21 protein-coding genes and 1 pseudogene are annotated in these 23709 nt (G+C 57.7%); 8 read left to right on the top strand and 14 right to left on the bottom strand.

The features are described 5' to 3' along the window. The 3 genes from ABIB90_RS40325 to ABIB90_RS40335 all read left to right on the top strand — a co-directional run. A partial coding sequence (locus ABIB90_RS40325; protein ID WP_354202858.1) for a hypothetical protein occupies positions 1–289 on the top strand: 289 nt, incomplete at its 5' end. Positions 290–1879: 1590 nt separating this feature from the next. Beyond that, positions 1880–2137, top strand: coding sequence for a hypothetical protein (locus tag ABIB90_RS40330; RefSeq protein WP_354172888.1), 258 nt, complete (start codon positions 1880–1882; stop codon positions 2135–2137). Positions 2138–2864: 727 nt separating this feature from the next. After that, positions 2865–3092, top strand: coding sequence for a hypothetical protein (locus tag ABIB90_RS40335; protein WP_354172886.1), 228 nt, complete (start codon positions 2865–2867; stop codon positions 3090–3092). Positions 3093–3405: 313 nt separating this feature from the next. On the opposite strand, the gene ABIB90_RS40340 is transcribed toward ABIB90_RS40335, so the two are convergent. The 7 genes and pseudogenes from ABIB90_RS40340 to ABIB90_RS40370 all read right to left on the bottom strand — a co-directional run bounded on the left by ABIB90_RS40340 (position 3406) and on the right by ABIB90_RS40370 (position 12119). Continuing rightward, positions 3406–3657 carry a hypothetical protein gene (locus tag ABIB90_RS40340; protein WP_354172884.1) on the bottom strand — a complete coding sequence of 84 codons (252 nt, stop codon included), beginning with the start codon at positions 3655–3657 and terminating at the stop codon, positions 3406–3408. A gap of 70 nt (positions 3658–3727) precedes the next feature. Beyond that, positions 3728–3883 carry a hypothetical protein gene (locus ABIB90_RS40345; protein ID WP_354172882.1) on the bottom strand — a complete coding sequence of 52 codons (156 nt, stop codon included), beginning with the start codon at positions 3881–3883 and terminating at the stop codon, positions 3728–3730. 291 nt (positions 3884–4174) lie between these two features. Then, a complete protein-coding gene (locus ABIB90_RS40350) occupies positions 4175–4426 on the bottom strand; it encodes a hypothetical protein (RefSeq protein WP_354172880.1) in 252 nt (83 codons plus the stop codon). A 1113-nt stretch (positions 4427–5539) separates the two neighbouring features. Then, on the bottom strand, positions 5540–6301 hold the full coding sequence (gene istB / locus ABIB90_RS40355) for an IS21-like element helper ATPase IstB (RefSeq protein WP_007592724.1): 762 nt from the start codon (positions 6299–6301) through the stop codon (positions 5540–5542). A gap of 19 nt (positions 6302–6320) precedes the next feature. Further along, positions 6321–7863 (bottom strand): annotated as a pseudogene (gene istA, locus ABIB90_RS40360) (IS21 family transposase). A gap of 2169 nt (positions 7864–10032) precedes the next feature. Further along, a complete protein-coding gene (locus ABIB90_RS40365; protein WP_502917042.1) occupies positions 10033–10236 on the bottom strand; it encodes a hypothetical protein in 204 nt (67 codons plus the stop codon). Between the two features lie 449 nt (positions 10237–10685). After that, complete coding sequence (locus ABIB90_RS40370; protein WP_354170694.1) at positions 10686–12119, bottom strand: SEFIR domain-containing protein; 1434 nt, start codon at positions 12117–12119, stop codon at positions 10686–10688. Positions 12120–13340: 1221 nt separating this feature from the next. On the opposite strand from ABIB90_RS40370, the gene ABIB90_RS40375 reads away from it, so the two are divergent. The 3 genes from ABIB90_RS40375 (at position 13341) to ABIB90_RS40385 (ending at position 15569) form a co-directional block, all read left to right on the top strand. Continuing rightward, the gene (locus ABIB90_RS40375) at positions 13341–13904 is read left to right on the top strand and encodes a hemerythrin domain-containing protein (RefSeq protein WP_354170696.1); all 564 of its coding nucleotides are present in this window, start codon (positions 13341–13343) and stop codon (positions 13902–13904) included. A gap of 326 nt (positions 13905–14230) precedes the next feature. Continuing rightward, positions 14231–14434, top strand: a complete 204-nt coding sequence (locus ABIB90_RS40380; protein WP_354170698.1) for a cold-shock protein — start codon at positions 14231–14233, stop codon at positions 14432–14434. A gap of 640 nt (positions 14435–15074) precedes the next feature. Then, complete coding sequence (locus ABIB90_RS40385; protein WP_354170700.1) at positions 15075–15569, top strand: DUF4142 domain-containing protein; 495 nt, start codon at positions 15075–15077, stop codon at positions 15567–15569. 961 nt (positions 15570–16530) lie between these two features. Here ABIB90_RS40385 and ABIB90_RS40390 read toward each other — a convergent pair. Next, positions 16531–16713 carry a hypothetical protein gene (locus tag ABIB90_RS40390; protein ID WP_354170702.1) on the bottom strand — a complete coding sequence of 61 codons (183 nt, stop codon included), beginning with the start codon at positions 16711–16713 and terminating at the stop codon, positions 16531–16533. A gap of 479 nt (positions 16714–17192) precedes the next feature. After that, the gene (locus tag ABIB90_RS40395; RefSeq protein WP_354170704.1) at positions 17193–17453 is read right to left on the bottom strand and encodes a hypothetical protein; all 261 of its coding nucleotides are present in this window, start codon (positions 17451–17453) and stop codon (positions 17193–17195) included. Positions 17454–18560: 1107 nt separating this feature from the next. On the opposite strand from ABIB90_RS40395, the gene ABIB90_RS40400 reads away from it, so the two are divergent. Both ABIB90_RS40400 and ABIB90_RS41770 read left to right on the top strand, forming a co-directional pair. Then, the gene (locus ABIB90_RS40400; RefSeq protein ID WP_354170706.1) at positions 18561–18806 is read left to right on the top strand and encodes a PilZ domain-containing protein; all 246 of its coding nucleotides are present in this window, start codon (positions 18561–18563) and stop codon (positions 18804–18806) included. Positions 18807–19046: 240 nt separating this feature from the next. Then, positions 19047–19253 carry a DUF6894 family protein gene (locus ABIB90_RS41770; protein ID WP_502917041.1) on the top strand — a complete coding sequence of 69 codons (207 nt, stop codon included), beginning with the start codon at positions 19047–19049 and terminating at the stop codon, positions 19251–19253. Between the two features lie 195 nt (positions 19254–19448). Here the strand turns inward: ABIB90_RS41770 and ABIB90_RS40405 are convergent, their stop codons facing one another. From ABIB90_RS40405 to ABIB90_RS40425, 5 genes are all read right to left on the bottom strand, one after another. Continuing rightward, positions 19449–19817, bottom strand: a complete 369-nt coding sequence (locus ABIB90_RS40405) for a hypothetical protein (RefSeq protein WP_354170708.1) — start codon at positions 19815–19817, stop codon at positions 19449–19451. Between the two features lie 244 nt (positions 19818–20061). Then, positions 20062–20796: a hypothetical protein gene (locus tag ABIB90_RS40410; protein WP_354170710.1), complete on the bottom strand. Its 735-nt coding sequence runs from the start codon at positions 20794–20796 to the stop codon at positions 20062–20064. Positions 20797–21583: 787 nt separating this feature from the next. After that, a complete protein-coding gene (locus ABIB90_RS40415) occupies positions 21584–22579 on the bottom strand; it encodes a hypothetical protein (protein WP_354170712.1) in 996 nt (331 codons plus the stop codon). A gap of 28 nt (positions 22580–22607) precedes the next feature. After that, a complete protein-coding gene (locus tag ABIB90_RS40420) occupies positions 22608–22859 on the bottom strand; it encodes a hypothetical protein (protein ID WP_354170714.1) in 252 nt (83 codons plus the stop codon). 74 nt (positions 22860–22933) lie between these two features. Beyond that, positions 22934–23521: a hypothetical protein gene (locus ABIB90_RS40425; RefSeq protein ID WP_354202859.1), complete on the bottom strand. Its 588-nt coding sequence runs from the start codon at positions 23519–23521 to the stop codon at positions 22934–22936. Positions 23522–23709 lie beyond the last annotated feature (188 nt).

The raw sequence follows: 23709 nt of genomic DNA on the forward strand, positions 1-23709 counted from the left end.
CTTCGTCTGCCATCACAAGGTGTCCACCTATTTTGGTGGACACCTCATGCATCAGAGCACTCAAAAGCAAAAGGTGCAGGGAAATTCGCGCTTACTATCGATCTGCGCGAGACTTCGGATTTTTGGCGTCGATCGTAATGTCGGTGCACCGCAGGCGCGTCGCTCCGCTTCTTTGATCCGCGCTCGAAGTTCTTCCAATTCTGAGAGCCGAGAATTGAGTTCGTTCAACCGCTGGGCAAAAAGGAGACCGCGAGAGCTCTTCATCAATGCCTCCAACACAAAACAATGAAAAGGCCAAAAAATAGTGCAGGCGCAACGTACGAGGGGAAGTAAGCGTGTATGACTTTAGCCCGGCAGTCTGTGCACTTTTATGAAACAGCGCACATTTTCAGCCGCATTGGACTTCGCACTTTGTCAGAGCCGGTCCGCTTCCTCCGCGAACCGTGCGGGAATGCGGAAAGCTAGCACGACGCGAATATTATCGTTCGCCGAAAGTTGAGGCTACCTGCTCACATAGGAGGCAGGTCTAGCGTTCACTCCCTCAGGGTGTCGGCTCGCTCCCTTCAGGCGAAGGGGTACAACGCGGCGAGGCGGTCCAGCGGCATCGCACGTTCGGCTGCGTTCAGGAGGCGCTTGCTTATGACGTGGCTGACTTGCCAATCCGGCCGATCAAACTGATCTCCCGCCCAAACTTGGGGGCAGGCATTACCCGAGGGTCGAGTACCCAAACAAAATAATAGTCGTCTTCCATGGCTAGGGCATTTTGGACCAAGGCCGCATCGTCCGTCCACTTCCTCAAGGAGAAGAAACGGGAGTGCTCAATGTACTCCGCTGGCCGTACCTTTCGAGATCGCGCGCGTCAAAGCCTCGAGGCGGGCTGCGATGCCGCTCATTCGGCGCGCCGCGTGTTGAAGCGCGGCACGCTGCTTCAGCGCGATCCATGACCGTTGGATAAGAAGGATCGAGCGATAACCTTGCATCAACGCCTCTCCTGAGGTCTGCGGTTACCCTCGCGGCTCAGTAGTACTTACCGACACTCAAGTTTCTTGAGAAGTCCCGGGTCTCCATACGCCGCTCCAGCCGAGCAGCGTTCGACCTAAAGGGCGAGGAATTGAAATGCGCCTGGGAACCGCTCGGCAATACGGTCCCGTGAAATAAAGGGACCCATTTTTAGAGCGGGTTGCCGCGCTCACATGACGAAACGCGCAATCAACACTGCGCTTCCCATCACGATCGCGCCTGCCACTCCGCAAATGCCACCGAGGTGCACCGGCAACATCAACGTGGGACTATGCAACGGTCATCGCTGGGGCTGCTTGCTCCACAACCATCGCCGGCAATGTGTCCCTCAGGACTCTTAAGAGCCCCGCTGACTCGCTCGGGAGCACTCGGGCCACCCTGGTAGCCGCCTCGCGGATGGGACTGCCTAAGCGCTCCTACGGTCAACGAGGGTCGGTGTGAATGGTTTGTCGTGGGGGCGACTAGAGCCTTGGTTTGTCGTGGGGGCGACTAGAGACTTGGTTTTTTGGAAGCAGCGCATCGTCGCCGCTCGGGTCAAACGCGTGAACGTTGACGCGTTCGCATATCACCAAGGCCCGCGCCCATAACCGTAGTACGCGGGTGCATACCCGCCGTACCCCGGCACAGCATAGGCGCCACAGTTGTAGTACTCGCCGTACCCCGGTTGAGGACAGCCGCGATACCCATAATATCCGGGCCCCGGATAGTACCCACCGTAGTAGCCATAGTCCGGCCCCCACGCATATGCGGAGGACGCTATACCTCCAATCACGGCTCCCGCGATCAATCCCCCAGCGAGCGCGCCACCATATCCGCCTCGCCAGCCTCCGCCGCGCCAACCACCTCCTCCGAACCCGCCATGAAAGCCGTCGCCATGAAAGCCGCCTCCATGAAAGCCGCCGCCATGAAAACCACCACCTCCGAATCCGCCACGCGCGGAGACGCTCGCCGGCGCGAGCGCAACGGCTGCAGTAGCAACGAATGCGAGAAGAACCTTTCTGAACATGAAAACCTCCTTGGTTCAGGAGCATCGAACCTAAACGCGACAATCTCTGTTTGGTTGCTGAGGTGCATGAGTCCGAAGATGGCCCAATCTCAGAAGTCGTGCGATGTCTGAGGTAGGTCCGTAGTTCGTTGCAGAGCGGACGGAGGCACAAAACGCTCGAGCTTCACTCGCGGGTCAGTGATACTTACCGAGACTCAAGTTTCGTGAGAAGTCCCGGGTCTCCGAGCGCCACTCCAGCCGAGCAGCAGACGGGCCTCGAGTGTATTGATTTGGAATCCGCCTGAGAGGATTTTTGGAGATAGGGGTCCCACTCGGAAGGGACCCACCCCCTGGGTGCTCCTACGCTCACATGGCGAACGGCACTAACAGCACCGCGCCACCGAGCAGCACTGAGCCGGCCTGCGCAATCCAGCGCTACCAAGCCTCTCCTGGTCAATACCATCGTGAGTACGGTTGCTAGGATCATCGCGACTCTCTCATCGAGCGGTTGGACGGTCGAGCAGGTTCTTCATGCCCATAGGCGCCATGCGTGCTTGACTCAAAGTTCTTGTTCTGTTCTATTGAGCAAACTCCCAGGTTTGGTCATGCCATCGCTTGAATATCTCCGCTCGGAAATCGAGCTTATGCGCTCGCAGGTCAGCCGACAGCGCATGGAAATCCTCCAACTTCAGAGAGCTGGGATTGGGGCCGCTTCGGCGGAAGCTCTCCTATCGCGGATGCTGGTGAAGGTTGACGGCCTGTGCGCTGAACGCGACCGGCAGGTGCGGGCGGCAAAGGAAGGCCCGACCTATGTCTCGGGCAAGCCGATACGGGGCACTCCGGCAAACCGCAGGCTGTAATGGACAACCTTCGGCGCTTTCCAGCGCCGTGGACGATCGAAGAGGAGACGGACTGCTTTCGCGTGAAGGACGCCGTCGGCTTCTCCCTCTGCTGCTTCGTCCACCGGCAAGACCTTCACGACCGAGCGTATCAGTATGCCGAGCAGTTCCTCACCCGTGATGAGGCGAGGCGGCTCGCCAAAGCATTCTCCAAGTTGCCCGAGCTGCTCAAGCGACCTCAGTACTAGGAACTGAGGAAGAGCCGAAGCGGACAGTAGGTGGTCTGTCCGGGTCAGCATTGAGCTGCGGCCTAATACCCGGTGAAGCGACGTCGGAACCAGCTAGCCCGATTCGGTACCCTGGACCTCCGCGAACCCGCGAACCGCGCCTTTCAGTCCCATGCCAACGGGCATGGCTCCGAGAAGTAAAACGCCGAAACGAATGGGCATAAGTAGGGGATCGCGTCTGTGGGGACTGCGGATAGTGGGGGTAGCTCTTCGACCGAGTCAATGGCGCAGTATAGGCCAGCCCTACCGGCAACCAGAAGGGGAGGGCAAGCAGTCAATCGATCCGCGTTATTGCAACGATATCGTAGATTGGCCCTTTCCAGTTTGGCAGGTGGATCCGATGTTGGGGGTGCGGTTTGACCTGATACTCCGAATCTTCATTGGCGATGGTTTCATCTGCGACGTCCTGAAAAGCACGGAGCGCATCCCGAGTATCGTTGACCGGTTCGATGCTGAAGATTTCATCATTGATCACGCGCACTCTGTGCGATTTCGAACCCTTCCGCAGATCTTCAAAGTACCCCATACGACGATCTCCAAACTGGTGTTCTCTAGGTAATCTTAACCGAGAGGCTGGCGCAAGCTGTCACCGGCCTTCAGTTTGTTGGAGGAAGTTCATTGTAGGAATGGTGCGGAACCTGGCCCGTAACGTCGGCGCCTTTTTCCTCGGAGATGCGCCAAGCTGCCACCCCAAGCAGCCGGTCAGAAAAACGGCCGTCACCATTTAGCATCACGGCGAAAAACTGGTTCACGCGCCCCCCGCGACTAGAAGCACCATGCGAGAGCGAGCACGCACGGGCGATTCGGAAAATGCAGACGCGCTGACTTAGAGGCAGTTTTCTCCAAGGTTGCAGTCCTGTGGATCAACACGCGCCTTTGACCCGCCGCGGCTCAGGCGGCTTGGCTCGGGGCCGGAGGCGAGCGCAAGACTGCTCTGTGAGCCTGCAACTATCAGCGTGCACCAGCTTGTGGCGCGTTAGAGCCAAACCGCCAATCGTGGATCAGTCGATCGTATGCTTTTTGGTGGATCAGGAGCTGCTTTTTCACTGCTTCGCAGAGGCCCTTTGGGTAGGGTCACCCACGTCAATCGGGTCAACATCATTCAGGCCGGCCGATTTTATTGCGCGATATACCTCCACGTGACGAACAAACTCGAGGAGGAGCTGCTCTAAATTTTCCTTGGCACACGCCAGATGCATCTTGGTTGAAATGATCTCGACCGCCGCAGCGTGATTTGGAATGAATACTTTGTTTTCAATTTCCCTGCCCAGCTCGGAGCGTTTTTCTGCCGGCACTCGATTGATCCAATCACGTGAAGGGCGGTCTGCCTTGGACGAAGATCGAAAAAAACCTTGTCCCAAATCTTGTCGTCTTTGATCAGATGAAAATACAGCGGCCAAACGAACTCAGACAGCTGCCGCCCTTTCTGATCAACGCCGATCTTCCATTTTTCCGAGCGGGTCTTGTCTTGGAATCCGATATAGCTATCCCACAGCGATCTGAGCAACACGCCCAATCCTGTGAAGATTGCCGCGAGAATCGTCGACGACAAATCGAAAGTTGCTAGCGCCTGTATGGCTCCCTCACTAGCCGATAGGCAACTCAACTGCTTGACTCAACGTACACCAAGCAGATTCCGAAAAGGGATCGAATTTTAGCCCAGATCCGTAGGTGCGGGCGGCGATGTTCGGCCCTTTCAGATCGCAATGAACTGTGGTGCCCCGGAAGTACAAGGGGGGCGCTCTCAACTTATTTGTTTCGGCTAAGCCCCAGCCCTATGAGTCCAGCAATCACCAAGGCGCTGCCAGCAACAATCAGCCAGTGCGGCAATTCCAATGCGAGCATCGCAGCCTCTACCGAGAGATGAGCCTGTAAGCTGCCGGAAGCGAGAGCTAATTTTGTGGCAAGTTCCCCCAGTCGCCGGGGAGGAGCGGAAATGAAGGAAGCCGCTATTGTTTAGCGGGCGCTTCGGGCGGCTCTGCTGGCGGGGTCGGTTCGACGGCGGGCGCGCTGCCCCTGAGATCTGACTGTGCTGCACAATCGCCGGCCCAAATCTTGGTCCCCCTGACCGTGCCGACTAGCTTGCATCCAATCGGCGCCTGGAGCTTAGCCTGAGCAGGCGGCTTTTTGGCCGCTTTCGGTGGAGCGGTTTGAGCAAACGCGCCAGTGGCAATTAGCAGCGCGAAAAGTCCGACTAGTCGCTTCATCGGTCCGTCCCTTGTTGAAGTTGTTTATTTTCCCTTTGCCTTCAGGCCGATCTCGTCCAACCGGCGAATGGCGGAACGGGTGCGGATTCCGGGGATTGCGGCCAGGGATTCCGATTGAACGCGACCATGCATTCCGATCGAAGGCGGCCACCTGTTCCGACGAAGGCGGCCGGAGTGTCGTTGCCGGCATGAGGAGTTGGGTCAGGTTTTCTTGGCTGCGTCAAGATTGGCGCGCTGCGCAGTGATCTTTCGCATGCTGTCTCCCTTGAGTGTGAGGCGGTGAGCATTGTGGACGAGCCGATCCAGGACGGCGTCGGCGATGGTCGGGTCGGCGATGACCTCATGCCAATTTTCGATCGGCACCTGGCTGGTGATGATGGTCGATCCGCGCTGGTGTCGATCGTCGACGACTTCGAGGAGATCGCGACGCTGCTCGCCGGTAAGCGGTGCGAGGCCCCAATCATCGAGGATGAGCAAATCGACCCTCGATAGTGTCTTGAGGAGCCGCGCATAGCGTCCGTCCCCGCGGGCGAGCGCAAGGGCTTCGAACAGCCTTGGCAGGCGATGATATAAGACGGATCGATTATCGCGGCATGCCTTGTGGCCGAGTGCGCAGGCGATCCAGCTCTTGCCGACGCCGGTCGGCCCGGTGATGAGCAAATTTTGCTTGCGGCTGATCCAATCGCCATCGACGAGCTTGGCAAAGAAGGCGCGGTCGATGCCGCGCGGAGCGCGCAGATCGACATCTTCGACGATTGCGGCCTGCCGTAGCGAGGCGAACTTCAGGCGCACGATGAGCCTTTTGTTCTCTCGCTCGGTTGCTTCGCGATCGATCATCAGGCCGAGGCGCTGCTCGAAGGTCAGCGCGGTAACGTCCGGTTGGCGTTGCTGATCGTCGAAGGCCTTGGCCATGCCGGCGAGCCCGAGAGCAGCGAGACGTTCGTGGGTGTGGTTGCTGAGCATAAGGTCTCCTTGTTGGTGGTCAGTGGTAGTAGCCGCGGCCACGGATGTTGCCGTGCTGGATGGGATCGGCCTCGGGGGCGGTGTCGGGAAGGAAGGCTTTGTCCAGGCCGGTCTTGAGGATCGAGGCGATCGACCGATAGCTCGCTGAGCCGATGCTGATCCCACGGCGGCACGCGGCTTCCAGACGTTGCGTCCCATAGGTCTTTTCCAACCGCAGGATGCCGAGACAGGATCGGAAGCCCTGCTCGGGATGGGGCTTTGTCCGCATGATCGCCTGGCACAGCGCGATCGTGGACGGACCGATCTTCTCGGCGGCGGCCAGCAGACGTGCCGGCGTCCAGAAGGCGGATCGGCGATGTGCGCTCGGCATGTGCTCGGGGATCGTGGTGTGGCGGCGCCTGACGCCTGAGCGTGCGTGGCTGGCGATCCGGGTGCCGCGATGGAACACCTCGATGGTTGCCTCGGTGGCCCGCACCTCGACGACCTGGCGGATCAGGCGAGATGGCACCGAGTAGAAGTGCCCCTGAACCTCGACATGGTAATCCGGCGCTACACGGGCACGACGCCATTCGGCGTACTGATAGGGTTCGGCCGGCAGCGGCATCAGGGCCGGACGATCGATGGTGTCGAAGAACTCGCGGCGGCTGGCACCGAGCTTGCGCATCAGGCGGGCGTTGAGTTCGTCGACCAGGATGCGGATCGCAACGTTCAACTCGGCGAGCGAGAAGAAGCGCCGGTTGCGCAGCCGCGCCAAAATCCATCGCTGGACGATAAGAACCGCCGCCTCCACCTTGGCTTTGTCGCGCGGCTTGCGGGGCCGCGCCGGCATAATGGTGGTGCCGTAATGGGTGGCAAGATCCTGGTAAGTCCGGTTGACGCCTGGCTCGTAGCGGCTCACCACCGTCACCCCGGCCTTCAGATTGTCGCAGACGAGCGCCTTCGGCACTCCGCCCAGGAAGGTGAGCGCATCCACATGGGCGCCGATCCAGTCGGGCAGCGCCTCGCTGAACCGGGCTTGGACGAATGTGTAGTTCGACGCTCCCATGACCGCGACGAAGATCTTGGCGGCGCGCACCTCCCCGGTAAGCCCGTCGAACACCGGCACGGTATCGCCAGCGAAGTCCACGAACAGCTTTTCGCCGGCCGCGTGGGTCTGCCGCATGGTCGCCGTGATGCCGTGGCGCCATTCGACGTAGAGGTCGCAGAACCGGCTGTAGCCGTAGCCGTCGGGATGATGGCCGCGGTATTCCTCCCACAGCAGCGCCAGCGTTACGCTGCGGCGGCGCAACTCGGCATGGACATGCCCCCAATCCGGAAGCGGCTTCGATCGCGGCGGGTTGTAGCCGGCTGGCGCAAACAGCTTGCGCTCCAGTGCTGTGTCGTCGAGCTCCTCCGGTATCGGCCAGGTGATGCCGATCACCGCGGCGCGGCGGACATACTCCGCGAATCGCCGTGCGACCGATCCCGACCGATCGGGAGATCACCCGATCGCTCACCCCACAGGCATACTTCAGGCGTAGAACTTCTCGAATCTTCCGCATCGGCAATCTCTCGGCGGGCATCGGACCTCCATTGCGTGAACCGCAAAAGGAGGGACCTTGCCCCGTTCAGATTGCCGACAACGCCCCCCGTCTCACCCTATCAACAGGGTGGCCGCCTTCGTTCGGATTGGGTGGCCGCTTTCGATCGGAATCGCTGGCCGCCTTCCGTCGGAATCGGTGGCCGCTTTGCCTCGGATTCCGCAAACGGGTTGGTGTGTCCGAAACGGAAGTTGCAATTCCGCTTCGGCCCTAACCTCGATCGCAGAAGGGTAATTCAAGATGACCAAGGCTGACAGCGTGCATAGCACGCACCCCTAAAGCCGTCTGCAAGCAACATCATCGAACTGTCCCCGCGGATCGCCGCGCGCGCTCTGCCTCCAGACAACGTGAAAGCAATCGAGTTTGCTGCGACCGCCCGCCGGCGCGCCAGCACAGCCAGGCAGCGCTGGCCGTGACGATAGCGGGCAAACTGCATAGGGGAGAACCGCTCGTGGACGAGGGTTGGGTTGACGAGCCTAAGTGGCTCCGCAATGGCCGCGCGTTTCTTGGCAGATGAGTTGGAGCGTCTCGCGAGCAATCGCTGGCGTTCAGCCTCCTCCAAACAGTGCGCTTGTCCCTCCGGGAGATCGCTAAGTACGGGAAGCGGGGGCCGTCATGAAGCGTCGGCGCAGACAGCACAGGACGCGCGACCGGCAGCGGCTGATGACGCATCGCCGGCGGTTGTGCCGCTAGTCCCTAAAAGATACGCCGCCGGGCTCGAAATGCGTTGTCCCGGCGGCGCCCTGTCTCAAACTGGGGACCAGCAATCCCAGTCACCAATGAATAGCAATGCCTGTGCCACGCCAATGCGACAGCAGCGCCGACTGCCGGCGGCCCTGTTCGAACTGTAGGAACCGGTGAAGCCGCGGTCGGTTGGACCACAAGACCCTCTGGCGCCGGTAACATTGGCGGGCCCGTTGATGAGCCCCCCGGTAGTAGTCCGGAGATGCCAGCGCCAGCCATCAGAACTACGCTCCTTACCTTTGGACCGGCAATGGCGCGCGGTGAGAACACGGAGAATGCACCAACGCTCATCTGCAAGCGATGCCAGCGGCCTATGGACTTCCTCGCATTGCTGCCCGCGATTGCAAACCTACCCGCCGCCTACGCCTACAGGTGCATGCGCTGTCTGAGAGTTGAAACTATCGTTCTCGACTGAGGGAGAGCGCTGCCGGGGCTGGCTACTAGCTGGCGGGCTCTCACCCCAAGCACAAGGCCGCGTATGTCCCCACGGCCCCGTCCCAAGCAACACGGTATGCAGCCGCCGCTAACAAAGTGTAAACCTTGTTCCGTTCATATTCCTCGGTCGCAATGGTGAACTCGCTGCGACTTCCGGCTGGGAGCCCGCTAGCTAACGCACCTGGCGGGCTTTCTTCCTTTTCGAGACCAGCCTGATTCATTCATCAAAGTATTGCGCCGATGAAGAGAAACGACAAACCCAAAGAATGGACCGATGCGGAGGTGCAACTCTTGCTCGCGCTGTCGCGCGAAGGCGGCGCCGGCGCGGTCCAGATTGCGAGTGCGTTGGAAAGATACGTCTCATCAGTGAAGCGTGCGGCGGAAAACTTAGGCTTTCAACTACGGGCTTAAAGGGCTGGCGGGCATCGCACTCCCGGCGCTCTGATCCGCAATTGATCAGGCTTCGTTTCCAAACTCGCTGAGGTTGTGACTGGAAATGCACCGACTCTGAGTGCATAATAGGCAGATGCAGGTGCAATGCCCAAAATGCAAAGTGATCGTCGCCATTGGCAAAGCCAAGTGGTTCTTCGACGGCGGCGAATGTAGGGAGCTTCGCGGTACAGTCGCGGGCGATGCTAAGGAATACGAAAAGTGCCCGGTCCTCATCGAAGCTGTGTCGACCTTAGGAAGAATGCCGCCACCTAGGTGAGCGCCTTAGCGTCCTAGGCTGCCCGTGAGCGCGAGCGAACCTTCCAAAAACCAGGCAAAGCGGATGCTCCCAGCTGCGTAGTCGCCGGCCGAGAGACGGCCCCGGCTTTGGGGAGACTGGGGGTAAGGCCGGGGCCGCTCCGCCAGCTCAGGGCACCGAGCCAGCGCGGATTTAAGCAGAATGCGCCCGGCCGGTTCCTAACGGAGCGCCAGGAGGTCCTGCCCGAGTGTCAGCAGCCGCACGTAGGTACCGCTCTCGTGCAGCTACAGCCAGCCCTTCTCGATAGCGCACCTGATGCCGGCGCCGAACTCGGTGCCGCTTCCCTTGAGCGTGTAGAGGAAGGGATAGTTGATCTTCTCAATATGGATGCGGCCGTCCTGGACTGGCGAGATGCTGGCGGCGAGCTCGAGCAGCTTGCGGGCTGCGGCTTGTGGATCGGAAAACGGGCGTTCGATGACGTGCTTCATCGCTGGAATCAAAACCTCTCGCCCATGCTTGGCCTGACTTGCCCGCGACTGTCATGCCAGTTTGGGACAATATGCACAGATCCTGCGGCACCGCATGCCGAGCAGACCAGGCGCAAGCCAACGCGCGACCACGGCTGATCCTGCGGGAGTGTATCGATCCGCACGTCGACCCTGCGAATCGCAACGGCCGTTCAGGCACTGGATGCTGCAGGTCACATGGCCGTCAGCCAGCCATTCAGCCGGGCTGCGAGGCGGATAGTGGCCGGCCGTTTCGTGTATCGACGGCTGCGCATGCCGCATCAAAGCGGCATCGTAAGTCCCTCGCAAATTATCGATTCCTAGTAGGTCGAGGCGCTTGCGAGCTACTGTGCGTCGTGGGTCCGGACAATGCTGCGGCGCTTGGGTACTCGGTCTCACACCGCCCCGCAGGTTCTTGAGGCCGGCGGTCCTCACGGCGTGGTGGCTAATCTTTCAAGGTTCGATAGTGCAGCGATATCCAGGGATTCAAATTGCCAGCGGGGCAAGGTCCTTGCCCCATCCTTCAAAAGCTCCTCCACCAGGGAACTGAGCTGGCTCTTGTCCGAGATTCCAAGCACATTGCAGAACTGATCGAAGTAGGCCTTTGATTGTGATCGGGCGAAAGGTTCGAATGGAGGTCGAAACCGGAAGGTCGTGTATAGCAGCGTATCGGGAAACCACCGTCCGCCTTCGATGGAAGCCCGCAGAAAAAGGACGAAATCCGCGAGCATTACGTCCGTGAACTTGATCGTGCTGACAACGTGGCTTCGTTGCTCCAAGAGATCAGCGCGCAAGGATAGGCGACGCAGCTCCTGTTCTTTGGGCGGGAGGCTGCGCATGTACCGACGTACGATGTGGAATGGTTTCATCGGCTCATCCCGCCGGTCGTCCGGAACGTAGAAGCGTTGACCGATGAAGTTCGAGGCATCGTTGAACCGCTCGTACTTCAGCAACGCTGCCAGCGTGTACAGAAACAGCTCGTGCACGATGAACACGTAGTTGTCGAAATCCCATTCCCGCCAAGAATGGACTTCTTCCGGCTTGTCCATAAGCGGGATAATGCGCTCGAAGAAACGTTGCAACGTCCTGATCAGATCGGGATCTGACTTGGGCGCGGCCGACGCAATGAATTCGATGTATTCATTGCGATACGGCAGGAAGCGCTCGATATTGTCGAGAACGGCCTGCGGAAAAACATCCGGCGCACCTGGTGCCAACTTGAAGTCAGCCTTCAACACGTCGACCAGCGTGTCTAGGTAGCTGTTCATGGAGGCGGCTGGATTGGCTATTGATCGGCGGATGATTTCAATCGACTGCCGCGCCTTCGAGCGCGTTGGACTGGAAGAGCTGTCCTCCGCCAGAAAAGCAGGCATCTCCCCAAGCGATGGCTTCACGTACAGCGGTTTGTCGTAGATCCAACGGAGCAGTTGCTCGAAGTTTGTCCCGTAGAGTTCCGGCGTCATGTCAATGTAGAGACGCGAACCCAGAAACTTCGGCAGGTACGGCTCGCCATTCTCATCCACTTCAGAGACGATTGCCGTAAATTTGGTCTGATCGGCCTTTTTGTAGATCTCCGGGGACATGATTTGCGACTCTGCCCCGACGCCGCCCTTCCGTCCGTCCGCCTTTTCAGCGTACCTCTTGTCACAAACGATGATGACCTTTTTGACTGCAGGGTCGGTGACCATCGATTCCATGAACTGATATGCGTCGTTTCCCTCCCTCAAATTCCATTTGTCCAGGACGACGTCGACGCCACCGTCAACCAACTGAGTGGCAAGATCCATCACCCATCGCTCGTGCTCAGGTGAGGACCAACTGTAAGAAATGAATGCGCGGGGTGCGGAAGGCTTGTCGCTGGTCAAGGGGCGCTCCGAAAACTCTGCCGAATCGGGAATCACCGATGGTGACACGAAGCTTGGTGACCTACTTGTGATTGTGGAGCTTCGCCCCGCTATTCACAGATCAAGCCGGCCCGGTCATCCGACAGAGCGAACTGCGCGGGCTGCGCGTCGTGGGTGTGGATAGATGAAGCGGGAGGCATGGCGCCGTCCCGCCTTCACCTTATGAGTGTTTTAGCCGATCCGCCAGCAGCGACATCTGAAAGTTCAGTGCCTCTTCCGCGGTTGCCCCACGCGAAGACGGGGCGTCGGGAAAATTAACCCAAACATGGAAACGATCGAGTTCGTTGCCCGATGGGGCGGCGATACACACAGTTTTCCCATCGAGGCCCTTCGAAAGGACGGCGGCGCCTATACGACTCACGTCTACGTGCGACGCTTTTTGGCGATCAAAGACGCGCTGACGATCGAAAAATGGTCAGCATATCCAGGAAGAAGCGGAGCACTAAATGAAAGCCCAACGAGCGCGCATGTGCGATCTTTCCGGAGGTGAAGACAAGCATCAGCAAGTCGCTTCTATGAAGTGGGCTCGCCGCGGCACTTCTGGATCGGCGACAATCGCGTAAGTTTAGCAGTGTGGTACTAACACGCGGGCGTGCCGCCAGCACCGTATATACATAGGTCCCGCTCGCCAGCAAGCCTGACGGCATGGGAGTGTGGCTGACAGTGCCCCAGGCGACGTGCGCGGTGTTAGAGCCCTCGAGGCAGCGGTCAATGACTGTTATCAAGAGAAGCCGTAATTCCGGAAATATCAAAGCGTTCGCCAGCCAAGAGAGCAGGCGCAGGCTGTGGACCTACTACCAATGCGGAAAGTGAAATGGAACGCAATGCGATCCCGGAGATAGCATTTGTGGTCCGACATAAGTGCACAGATCTGCCGACCATCCAGCGATAGCCAAGCGCTTGCCGTCGCATCGAAGCCAGAGATCGGAGCCGCCGCATGTAGTAGTGACGGCAGGGGAGGGGTATGCGCTCGTTCTCCTAGATCCACGCGCCGCTCACCGCGGCTTTCCCGTTTCACACGCATCTGCAATTCAGAATATGGGTCTAAATTGCGGCTAGGCAATCGCGAGCATGGTCCGCACGAGTTGCGCGATCTTAAAATCGCATTGTCTCGGATTGATCTGTCGCAAATGCTGACACTCGACCAAAGACTATATTGAGATCCGTTTATGGAGCTCTGCCATGATCATACAGCGCTTATCCCAAGAGCATCTCAACATTGAGAAGCTGCTGGCCATCCTCGAGCGGGAGCTCGAGGTATTCGACCGCGGCGACCGTGCTGACTACGAGGTCATTCACGCGGTTATCAGTTACTTCGAAGTCTACCCAGAGGTTTATCATCATCCCCAGGAAGACTTGGTATTTGCCAAGCTGAGGGCACGAGATCCAGCCGCTGCTGCGAAGGTCGGCGATCTAGCTCGCGAACACCAGAAAGGGGCCCAACTTTTACGCCGCGTCGCTCAGGCGGTCGACAGCGTTCTCGCGGAACGTGGCATTCTGCCCGAAGATGTGGATCTTATCATTCGGGATTTTATCGCGCACGAGCGCCGTCACATGAGGATGGAAGATCGCGATTTTTTTCCCGTGGCAGTTAAGGTTCTCGAGCCTCAAGATTGGACTGAGATCGCTTCAGCCGCGACGAGTCACAACGACCCGCTATTCAGCGACGTTGCCGAGGAGCGGTTTGACACGCTGCGCGCACATATTTTGCGGCTTGAGCAGGAGGCTGACGCGGAGCGTAAGTAATCGCTACGGCGTCGCGCAATGCATTGTGCCGCGCGACGATGAGGTCCACGGCGCAAGGGAGAGTCAGAATTGGGCTGCGCTGGCGGCTGGCATCCCGAAAACAACCGCTTACAGATTGGGCAGTCGTAGAGGCGCACGCCGCATCGGCAGTGTTACCCCTGTGTCCCCAGCAGGAGGGCCTCACCGCGCGTTTGGGCTGCGGTCAAGGACGCCAAGATGGAGGATGCCGGGGGAGGACCCCAGCCCGGCAAATGCGTCTCCGCACCAGCCTTGCTTTTGTCTGAGTTCCAGTACTAGTTTTCGATTTTGCAAAATGGAGAGGTCAAGTGGCTTTGGGGACTGTGAAGTGGTTCAACCCGACGAAGGGTTACGGCTTCATTCAACCTGACAACGGCGGCAAGGACGTCTTCGTCCATATCTCAGCGGTTGAGAAGGCTGGTTACACCTCCTTGGCAGAGGGAGCTAAGGTTAGCTTCGATGTCGTGAATAACCGCGGAAAAGACTCGGCTGAAAATCTACGGATGGGGTGAGCCCTCCAAACGCGCCCAACTCGGTTGTGGCCGGGCGCGCCTTCGCTACTCACCGCTCTGTCCGCATGAAGGGGCTGCGCTCTGAGACCAAACGAAGGTCGGGGTCGGCGGCCACCGTCATGGACGCCTCGATCCGCAGGGGGGTCTCTGGGGGACGCTCAGCTAGCATTGCCCAGGCGATGACTCCGACTGCAAAAAGGAGTGCCACTATCCAAGGATACCGCATTGCGTGCTCGCTAGTCTGGTATCAAGGTCCCGATCAGGTTGGGCAGCGCTTGCTGCTCAGGACCGTTAGCGCTGTCCCGTAGGAAGTTGCCCATTTCAATGTACGAGGTCCGTCCTCCTCAGTTGGCATTCGGCCGATGCTTCACGACTGGCGTGCTCGAAGGTGGTTGCCGCGACAAATACCAGATGTCGCCATTGCTGCTTTCATACAGAACCCGATCGCTCATAGCGACGTAATAGCGCCCGCACTATTCGGTTCCAGTTGGACATCGTGCCGACTACGGAATCTTGCGGTGGCCTGCGTCGGCCACTAGAGGGGTCTGCCAAGACCGAACCCCGGCCGAAATGCGCGCTCGATTGGAACCTCTACCGCAATTGGGGTGTTCATCGGCAAAACAACCCGCAGGAGTCGCCTATGAACAGAATGCTTGTGTCGCTCGGGACAGTAGCCTTGATGGCGATCTCAGTTGCGAACGCATCTGCGAAAGATAAGCAAAGCGAGGCGTTCCTTAAGAAGGCAATCGAGGGCAATTTCGCTGAGGTGAGCATGGGAGAGCTGGCGCAGCAGAACGGCCAGAGCGATGCCGTCAAGTCGTTCGGCAGGATGCTCTCCACCGACCATGCTGTCGCCAATCAGAAGGCTTTAACTGCTGCCCAAGCAGCAGGAATGAACCCACCGAGCGGCCCGAGTGCGAAGCAAAAAGCCGACCATGACAAGATGGCAAAAATGTCCGGCGCAGGGTTCGATAAGATGTTCGCTACCCACATGGTCGCAGATCACCAGAAGGACATCGCCGAGTACAAGAAGGCGTCACAAAGCAAGGATGCTGCCGGTGAATATGCTTCTGGCCAGATTGATACGTTGCAAAAACATCTGGACGCCGCAAAATCGTTGAAGGCCGGTAGTTGATCTGACACGGCTTCATGGAGACGCGCCAAGCCTACCTGCTCCGGCTGGCGAGCGTTTTAGACGATGTCGGGGCGGACCAGCAGGTGATAATTCGCGATCGGTACATCGAGTACGCGTTCGGCGGGAATGACGCGCTCGCTTTCTTGCAGAGGCCGAAGTCTTCGCCCGCGCTCATGGCTGCACCTTTCATTACAACCGCATTGAGCAACAGGGCGTGTTCACCAGGTCCTATCCCGCCGGAGGCAGGGCTTAAGCGTTTAGGAACGACCACGCAGTTTGATCTTCTTCTTTAGCTTGGAATAGCGAGCCTCGACCGAGGCCTGACTCTGGCCGAGGTATGCTGCAATGTCGCTGAATGACGCTCCGGTCGCGCGCATCTGAAAAAGTATTTTGTCGTCCTCTGCGGACCAAATCGCCGAACTTTTAGGAGCCCCGGATCGGACCATTTCCACCCTGCTGCCAATTTTTTCGATCAGACAAAAGCAGGACCGCGATCAGGCAAATTATGGCGGCTGGCATCCCAAAAACAACCGCTTACAGGTTGGGCAGTCGTACAGGCGCACGCCGGATCGGCAGTGTTATCACTGTGTCCCAGCAGGATGGCCTCACCGCTAGGAGCGCTCCACGAAAAGGCCGCAGCGGCAAACCACTGCGGCCAGCCGGGTTAAAATGAAGACGTGAAATATTGATTCCAGCCCCGGCAAGACAAGCCTACAGCGACGGCTCAAGTTCGCAATGTCGTCGATGTCACACTTATGGAAAACTTAAACGTCAGTCTTGCTGACTGAGGGAGGGCTCGCCGGGGCTGGCTAAAGCGAGCCCTCAACCTCGTGTGCGAGGCCGCCCCCCGGCTGCCTCATCGCAAGACCGATAGTCTGCGCTAGAACGCGTCAGATTAATGTCCAAACTAATATGGAAGTTTGGCGATCCGGTTGTCCCTATTTCCCGACAACTGTCTTCATCAGGGCTGAAGGCCTAAGCCAAACCTCAAAACGAGAGCCTTGTGACGGAGCGCGCCAGCGGTGCGCTTGGTCGCCTTGGATATTTTGATGACAGGCGTACGCGCCTTTGAGTGCGCTTTAAGTTCCTTGATGTCGGCCTTAGTCCACTCGCGGCGAATAGTTTTCTTTGCTTTGTTGGCCAACGTGGCGCTCCTTCGATGTTGAGGGCGCGGTCTAACAACGTAGCGCGCAGTTCGCAAGCCGCGCACTTATCCTATGACCGCGCTACGTTAGATTGCCGCAATCTTCATATAGATGATAATGAAAATCGGCAGCGTTCCAAAGAGCCATATAGCGGACCGGCTATGATCAAGCCGAGCGAACTCGCGGTTCGGGATCCGTCTCTCGCGCGAACGGCGTAGAGTCTTTGCCATGGTGTTGCACAGTCAGTCGCCGTCTTTATGAGGCGAAAAATCGAGCTGGCTCGGCGGGGGGCGTCTGGGCTGTGGTGCGAGGGGCTCTGTGTCAGGATCAACTGCGGTGTGCTTGTTCCGAGTAATCACAAGACCAAAGACGCCCAGTATGGCCAGAATAGTCCCCGCGATCATGAGCCAATGCGGCAATTCGATCGAGGAGAGTAGGCGCATCTATTTCCCCTTTGGCGTTCAGCCCGCCGATACGATTACGGTTTCGTATCCTTCGGACGCTCGTCGCCTGGCTCAGCAGGCGGAGATGCTGGCGCGGGAATTTCCGCCGCGGGCGACGGAGCGATGCAATCACCCGCCCAAATCTTGGTTCCTTTGACGGCGCCGATCAGTTTGCAGCCCATTGGCGGCTGCGGCTTGACGTTAACCGAAGGCTTTTTGGCTGCTTTCGGTGGAGCGGTTTGAGCAAAGGCGCCAGTCGTAATCAGCAGCGCGACGACTCCGACTAGTCGGTTCATGGTCCATCCCCTCGACCGTTGAACGCGTGTAATTTCCCTTCGCCTGCGTGATGCCACGATCCGGCCTAGGACCCAGACCGTTTCAGTGCAGCCTGCACCGAAAGCTTCTGGTCACCGCAGAACTCGCCTCACGTTTCTCAGCCCAACCGAACCAGACCCGTTTGCGTCAAGATGATGATCGTTACAGCCGCGTAGCTAAGGGCGCTCAAATACAACATCGCGATACGCTCTACTCAACTTTAACCCACCGGAAAGCATGATAGGCCGACCATGGTTAATGAACCGTTCGGGGGCAGTCGCGAGTTGGATTTTCGCTCGGCCCAGGTCGATAGTGTTACCGCCGCGATATAGCGGGAGGCGTCGAACGTTGTGGCTGCGGTCAGTCACGCTAGGTGACGGGGGGAGGACCCCCGGCTATCCAATCCCTTGCGCGAAGGCGTGTCCGCTCCTTCTTGTTCGGCCTCGCTGCTTGGTTGTAACCGGCCGTACACGGCCTGACCACTGCGACCCAAACGCTCGCCCAGCTCGGTCGCAGTCATACCCTGGTCGCGTAGCGCAAGCAGTTGCGCCTCTTCTTCAGGCGACCACGGGCGAACCTCTTGTCGATTGTTGGACACCGATTTCATGCCAGCAGAAGCGCTGCGGACCATCATCGTATAGCAAGCTGGTAAGTGATGAGTTCCAGGCTTGGAGCGTGAACGTCGCGAGGCAGCGCTTGCACCCAGCTTGCTCGACCAGGGCCGAACTGGCCACGCGCCTATAGAGCGGTCCAAGGTGCCCGCGTAACGATCTGTAAGTATTGGGCATGCAAAATAGCGCCTTTCTGCGCGTGATCGGTCCGACCAAGGAGATCGCCGTGACATCAGATAATGATGACGAGCTGGCTGCTTTGACGCGAGAGATCGCTGACAAGGTGACCTATGTTCATAGCCAAACGATCCTGATCGAGGTCCTTGGGCGAGACGGACACGACGTATCCGACTATGAGAGAGCGCGAGCCAAAGAGCGGTCGGGCTTGGCAACACGGATCGCGAGGCAGTTTAGACTGCTTGAAATAGCTTCGGCCCATGAAGGACCAGAGACAGCCGCGTCAACTCAAGGATAATCATGTCGGATCGCCGGAAGATCGATCGTTCGGAGGTCGACTTAGCCGCCTACATTTTTGGAGATGGCGGCAGCCGACGTTGCCGCGTGTTCAATATCTCGCAGGACGGTGCTGGGATCGAGTTATCGACGAAGCTGCACATGCCTGCCACATTCAAGATGATGTTGGAAAGAGACCGTATCATCAGAGATTGTCGTCTCGTTTGGTCCAGTGATACTCGCATCGGCGTCGTGTTCAAAGCCGATTGAGTCGGCTCCGGTAGGTTGTCGGTGCCAGCCAAGTGCCCCAGGGGGACGAAGTCGGGTAGTGCTACCACGCTGTCTAGCGGCAGGCGTCGAGCGTTGTTGCTGCGGGTCAACGACGACACACGCCCAGGGCTGTGAGGAGGGCGCCCGGTGATCCGCTTCGCAAGACCCTGTCGTTTTTGACAGGTGCGGGCCGTCCCGACATGTGGGCATGATCGCGACTAAAGGACGAGAGCCGCGGCTATGCGTTACTACTTCCCGATTTTACACAATGGCGAGACACAGGCGGACGATGTGGGAGAGCTATTCGGCTCTGCTGAGCTAGCCGTCCAGTACGGCGCCCGTGTCGCTCGGGACATCGCCAGCGATCCCGATTGCGACCGTGATGCGGGCACGGTTGTAATCGTGGTTGACGCCTCCGGTGCTGAGATCGCGCGGCATAGGGTCTAGGGCAGGCGGAAGCGGTGGAGGTGAGGGGGCTACTGAAAGCAGTTTCGGACGAAGTTCGTCCGAAACTAGGCTGATTCAACGCTCGGGTAGAGCAGTAACAGCAGAACCGTGATTGCACCGAACTTGGTCTTCGTCATTATCTCACGTTCCTGATCTGCTAAGGCCAGCCAAAATCGCAGGGTGCTGAACGATGCGTCACGTTCGCTGGAAGACGGCAGCCGGGAAGCAAAGCGGATTGTTCTCTGTACGGCCATCTTGAAGGACCGCCTCGTCATGACGATGTTTCTCAACTGCTCGGAGCAACCTGCGCTTCTGTTCTGTCCGCGTTTGCGACATCATGTCAGGAAACAGCTTGCGGATGGTATCCAGATCAGCACCAGCCGCTAGCTTCTCCTCATTGAGCGAGAACCACCAAAGTTGAAATACCTGCACAGGGAGCGGCAAGCGACCCGTAACAGAAAAATAGTCCCACCACCCGATGAATAGCGCTGCGTCGTTTACGGTATCGTTGAATGCTGCCAACAGGTCGTCATCCTCTCTGCGCAGGCCCTCCTTCGTGCTCATATGTTTGAAGGCGTTCCAATATTGTCGTTGAAGACGGCGATTTTTCCCATGTCTAGCTGCGGGTAGGTCTCCAGTATGTGAGTGGAGAAGGTGCGAACGTTCTCCGAAGCTGCTATCGCCTCAATCAATTCGCTGCCGCCACAAGCCAGACATTGCACGGCCACGGGATCGCGAACCTTGATGAAGAGATCAAGTGCGGTGCCAAGCTGATGGCGCGCAGCATTGAGCTTGTTCAGCGTATTGGTTATCGGGGATCCTCCACAACAGGTGAGGGATGTGCCCCGTGATGCGCATCGGCGAAGTGAGGTAGGATTGCTTCCGCAGCATTGAGGGACACCGCCAGGATGGCTGCCGTTCCTAACGCGCACTTGATTGGGATGACAAAGCGGTCGCTGCCCCTTGCTTCGAAGGTGGCAATGCCGGTGTCGTGGTCGATCTTAGAAAAGAGCCCGCGGTGCCCATACGAGTTTGGATGGCAGAATTCCGAGAGACCATCATAGTGACTGCGGAAATTTGGGATGACGGTTCGGTCGATTAAATCGATAGATTTAAGTATCTGCCGGGCCTCATGTTCGGGGTGATCGCGAAGGAGCTCTTTATCTTTGGTCCCGAAAAGAGAATTCATCGCCAGCGCGTCGACTGCTCGAAAATCTGGGATGGATGCCAATTCCCGAAATCTTTTTGAGAAATCCCAATAAAAGGCCGCGGTCTCGACCATGGCTCTTCCATTTAGGATCGCGCTCAAATAGTTTGCATTATTCCAAGATGATGCGACTCCTTCTGCCAAGGCTATCTGTCGATACACAACCGCGTTTGCTAGCACCGCGACTTTCCAAGCGATCTTCGATCGTCGATATGGCTCAACGAGAAGGTCGATTTGCTCACGTCGCCGCGCCGCGAGCGAACTCAGTTCTGCATTTAGTAACTCGAATTCGTCTCGTTCATCGAACGAAACGCTCGCTGTGTCGATTAATATCATGCTCTCTGATCGCATTGAGGGTGGCCCAGGCTGCCGGGTTCACAGTTCTTGACGCTATCCCTCCCCGATCAGGAAGCTGACAAAAGCCTCGGTGAATTTGTAGCGAGGTACCCTGTTGTACCGAGCATCATATATTGCGCCTACATGAATCATGATCGTCATGATCGATGAAATGTAAGGAATTGAATCTTCAAAATAGATAAACTGCGGATAGCTTGCGCCGTAAGAAACCCTGTTGTTCGGAAGAAGCACGAACTCGCGAACTAACGGCTCCTTCTGAAGGTTCTCTCGCATCTTTGCGATTAGCTCTGGAGCCTTCCTTTTCCAAGTCCTTGAACGGGTGAGCCCTATTGACCGCAAAGCCCCGGGCTTCAAGATAAGCCATCCGCTCTGCGGTATCCTTCCACTCTCGAAGGAGGCTGGTGGGAAACGCAATTTCATCATCGTCTATTAGCTTCGCGTGGTTTTGACAAAGCCATATGCCGTTCGCGATGTCCGCTCGTTGTTCTGACGTCATGGCATCGTAGAACCGTGCCCCTCCAGGAGATGCTGCGCAAATATGAGCGGCGACCCCCGTGTTTGTTACGCCGGACGCGTCAGAGCCCGGCCCAGAGGTCGGAGCACGACAATCAGGATTTGAACAGCGCATTCCGACGCGCTTTGCCAGTCTTTCGATAGTGGGCCGAAGAAAATCGTCTCGTGACATTTGGCTGCTCGACTGTTCGGACGACCGTATGGGTTATTGGCCGATCACACTACCTCAGAGACCTTGTAGTCGGTAAGCACGTCACGATAGGGGGATAATCTGATTCCCACCGTCTATTCCGTAGGAGTACTTTACAAGCTTGTTGCTGCGTTGGTTTTCCGGCAGCTCCACCACTTGTACAGGAATCGCCGCTGACGCATCGATATTTCTCGAACACATGAATGCAATCAGAGTCTCGAACGTATCGGCAATATGCTCGGTGACCTGAGACGTGTATGCGGAAATCGCTATTCGCGGTTGAGTAAACTTGGGATGGTACACGGCGATCGTGGGAGGAACGATCTCGTTGTTCGGCGTTAGGGCAAAATCAGAGACCTCCACCCGCTCATTGGGCTTCCTGTGCTCGACGCAGTTGCGAGTGTTCCTAATTGATTTGCAGAAATTTGCCACGTCTGCGGTCAGCCCAATGTATTGGCTGTCGCCTTTGTGTTTTCGCGATACTTCTTCCGCAAGGCCTTCAAACCATCCCTTAAACTTGCTTCCGTAGAACATCGAAGTAATTGCGAAGAGTGGTTTGAGCGCGTGATCGGCGCGTTGGATGAACTCTTTGCAGCGCGGCTCTAGGTTGGGCGCTGATGGAAGCGCTAGAGAGCGGCCCTTGATCTGCAACTCTGCAAGTCGACTCTCTTCGTCATCGTCGTGCCTGCTAAACTCCGCTGCAAGGTCGGACATCGCAGCCAAATTCTTCATGCATTCGAAGCTTAGCTCGACTGCCTTAGCAGACTCGAAGTCGGGACCTAGGAAGCCCTTCTCAAAAAGCTGCTTGGCGGTCAGCAGTGTTTTGGCTACCAGCGGCGAGTCTGAACCGTAGTCTAGAACCTTCTGTTGCGAGTTTGGCACATTGATGTTGGTGCGACCGGGATCAATTTCGTCAGCCAGCATGATCCGGTAAATCGAGTTGGTTGTCACAGTGTGAAGACGCTCGCCAATCTTAACCATTTCAGTAATGCGCCCTCCGGACGGTCCTACCTCCATGGACATCGCGGAGTCGCGAAGATGATCAATCGGGCGCTTCATGGCCGCAACTTCAGTAACTGCACCACCATTAGCGCGGGATTTCCGTCATGTTGCGCCATATAGGGCGGCCTGTCGCCCTAGTGAAGCGCGCAGCAATCTCCTCCAGGTTATCACCGTCTTCAGCCAACATGAGAACGCCATCAATCCCATCCTCAATCATGCCGGTCACCGCCGAGGGCGCGTGGCCGAAGGGGCCAATTGTGACCTCGTGCCCGCGCTCCATTAGCGTTGCGGTATACCAACCAGCAACGTCGGCGGCAGATAAGATCGCGATCTTCATTTTCGGGTACCTTGGCTGATGGACCTGCGTTGATCGGCGACCGGACGCGGTGGAAGTGAGGGGGCAGGCAAGCGTCACCTGAAAGATGCAACGTTCTTCATCTTCTCGTAGCGCGCCGATAGTTCATTGAAGATAGCTTGGAACCGCTTTGTGCTATCTGCAGTCAGCACTTTTGCCGGGTCAGCCCCAATGAGCGACATGAATTCGCGGGCTGGTCGCGTCTTATAGAATTCAAGACCTAGCGCTTTGAAAGCTTCTTCATACCGTTTGACGATGCGCGGTATTTTGGCGTTGAGCACGAGCTTTTTACCCTTCAGCTCAACTTTGTAAGTGTCGGCCACCAGCTTGTCGTAAGTCACGGGGTCTATGAGGTCCTCAATATCAGCCTCGGAGGGTTTTGGATCGAAGCCCTCCGAAACAAAAAGAATTGCAGTCTCCCGCAAAAGTTTGTTGGTGACGATATCCTTCTGTGTTTCCCGGCCCGCTCGGTCATCGTCTAATAGAACGAGAACTTTCAAATCTTCGGACGCCAACAGCGCGGCCATATAAGACACCTTCCCAGCCCCGCCAGCGGGGGTGATGGTCAACTCTTCTGGAAGGGCCGCAGCACCAGTCGCGGCAAAGTGCGCATTTACCGCAGAGAGGATCCAGAAATCAGTCACGCCCTCGACAATAAGATTCGAGTGGCCGACGAAAAGTGTCTGAGACAGCTGATATCCGAGCGCCGCTTGAAGCGGGAAAAGCGTCCTTGAATCGTCTCCCTCCGGCGAGGGCCGCCTTGTTGGGTTAGTCCAATTGGTGCGTAACAGTCCTTATGGACAGCCATAAGCGCAGTACTCAGCTTGAACGG

It is taken from the genome of Bradyrhizobium sp. JR4.1, assembly GCF_040548605.1.
GTDB classification, from domain to species: Bacteria; Pseudomonadota; Alphaproteobacteria; order Rhizobiales; family Xanthobacteraceae; genus Bradyrhizobium; species Bradyrhizobium canariense.

Bases quoted from the DNA above. Each gene is read 5' to 3' on its own strand.
- ABIB90_RS40330 (WP_354172888.1), top strand. From the start codon at position 1,880: ATGAAAGCCGTCGCCATGAAAGCCGCCTCCATGAAAGCCGCCGCCATG.
- ABIB90_RS40335 (WP_354172886.1), top strand. From the start codon at position 2,865: ATGGACAACCTTCGGCGCTTTCCAGCGCCGTGGACGATCGAAGAGGAG.
- ABIB90_RS40340 (WP_354172884.1), bottom strand. From the start codon at position 3,657: ATGGGGTACTTTGAAGATCTGCGGAAGGGTTCGAAATCGCACAGAGTG.
- istB (WP_007592724.1), bottom strand. From the start codon at position 6,301: ATGCTCAGCAACCACACCCACGAACGTCTCGCTGCTCTCGGGCTCGCC.
- ABIB90_RS40365 (WP_502917042.1), bottom strand. From the start codon at position 10,236: ATGAAGCACGTCATCGAACGCCCGTTTTCCGATCCACAAGCCGCAGCC.
- ABIB90_RS40375 (WP_354170696.1), top strand. From the start codon at position 13,341: ATGATCATACAGCGCTTATCCCAAGAGCATCTCAACATTGAGAAGCTG.
- ABIB90_RS40385 (WP_354170700.1), top strand. From the start codon at position 15,075: ATGAACAGAATGCTTGTGTCGCTCGGGACAGTAGCCTTGATGGCGATC.
- ABIB90_RS40395 (WP_354170704.1), bottom strand. From the start codon at position 17,453: ATGAACCGACTAGTCGGAGTCGTCGCGCTGCTGATTACGACTGGCGCC.
- ABIB90_RS40400 (WP_354170706.1), top strand. From the start codon at position 18,561: ATGTCGGATCGCCGGAAGATCGATCGTTCGGAGGTCGACTTAGCCGCC.
- ABIB90_RS41770 (WP_502917041.1), top strand. From the start codon at position 19,047: ATGCGTTACTACTTCCCGATTTTACACAATGGCGAGACACAGGCGGAC.
- ABIB90_RS40405 (WP_354170708.1), bottom strand. From the start codon at position 19,817: ATGAGCACGAAGGAGGGCCTGCGCAGAGAGGATGACGACCTGTTGGCA.
- ABIB90_RS40410 (WP_354170710.1), bottom strand. From the start codon at position 20,796: ATGATATTAATCGACACAGCGAGCGTTTCGTTCGATGAACGAGACGAA.
- ABIB90_RS40415 (WP_354170712.1), bottom strand. From the start codon at position 22,579: ATGAAGCGCCCGATTGATCATCTTCGCGACTCCGCGATGTCCATGGAG.
- ABIB90_RS40420 (WP_354170714.1), bottom strand. From the start codon at position 22,859: ATGAAGATCGCGATCTTATCTGCCGCCGACGTTGCTGGTTGGTATACC.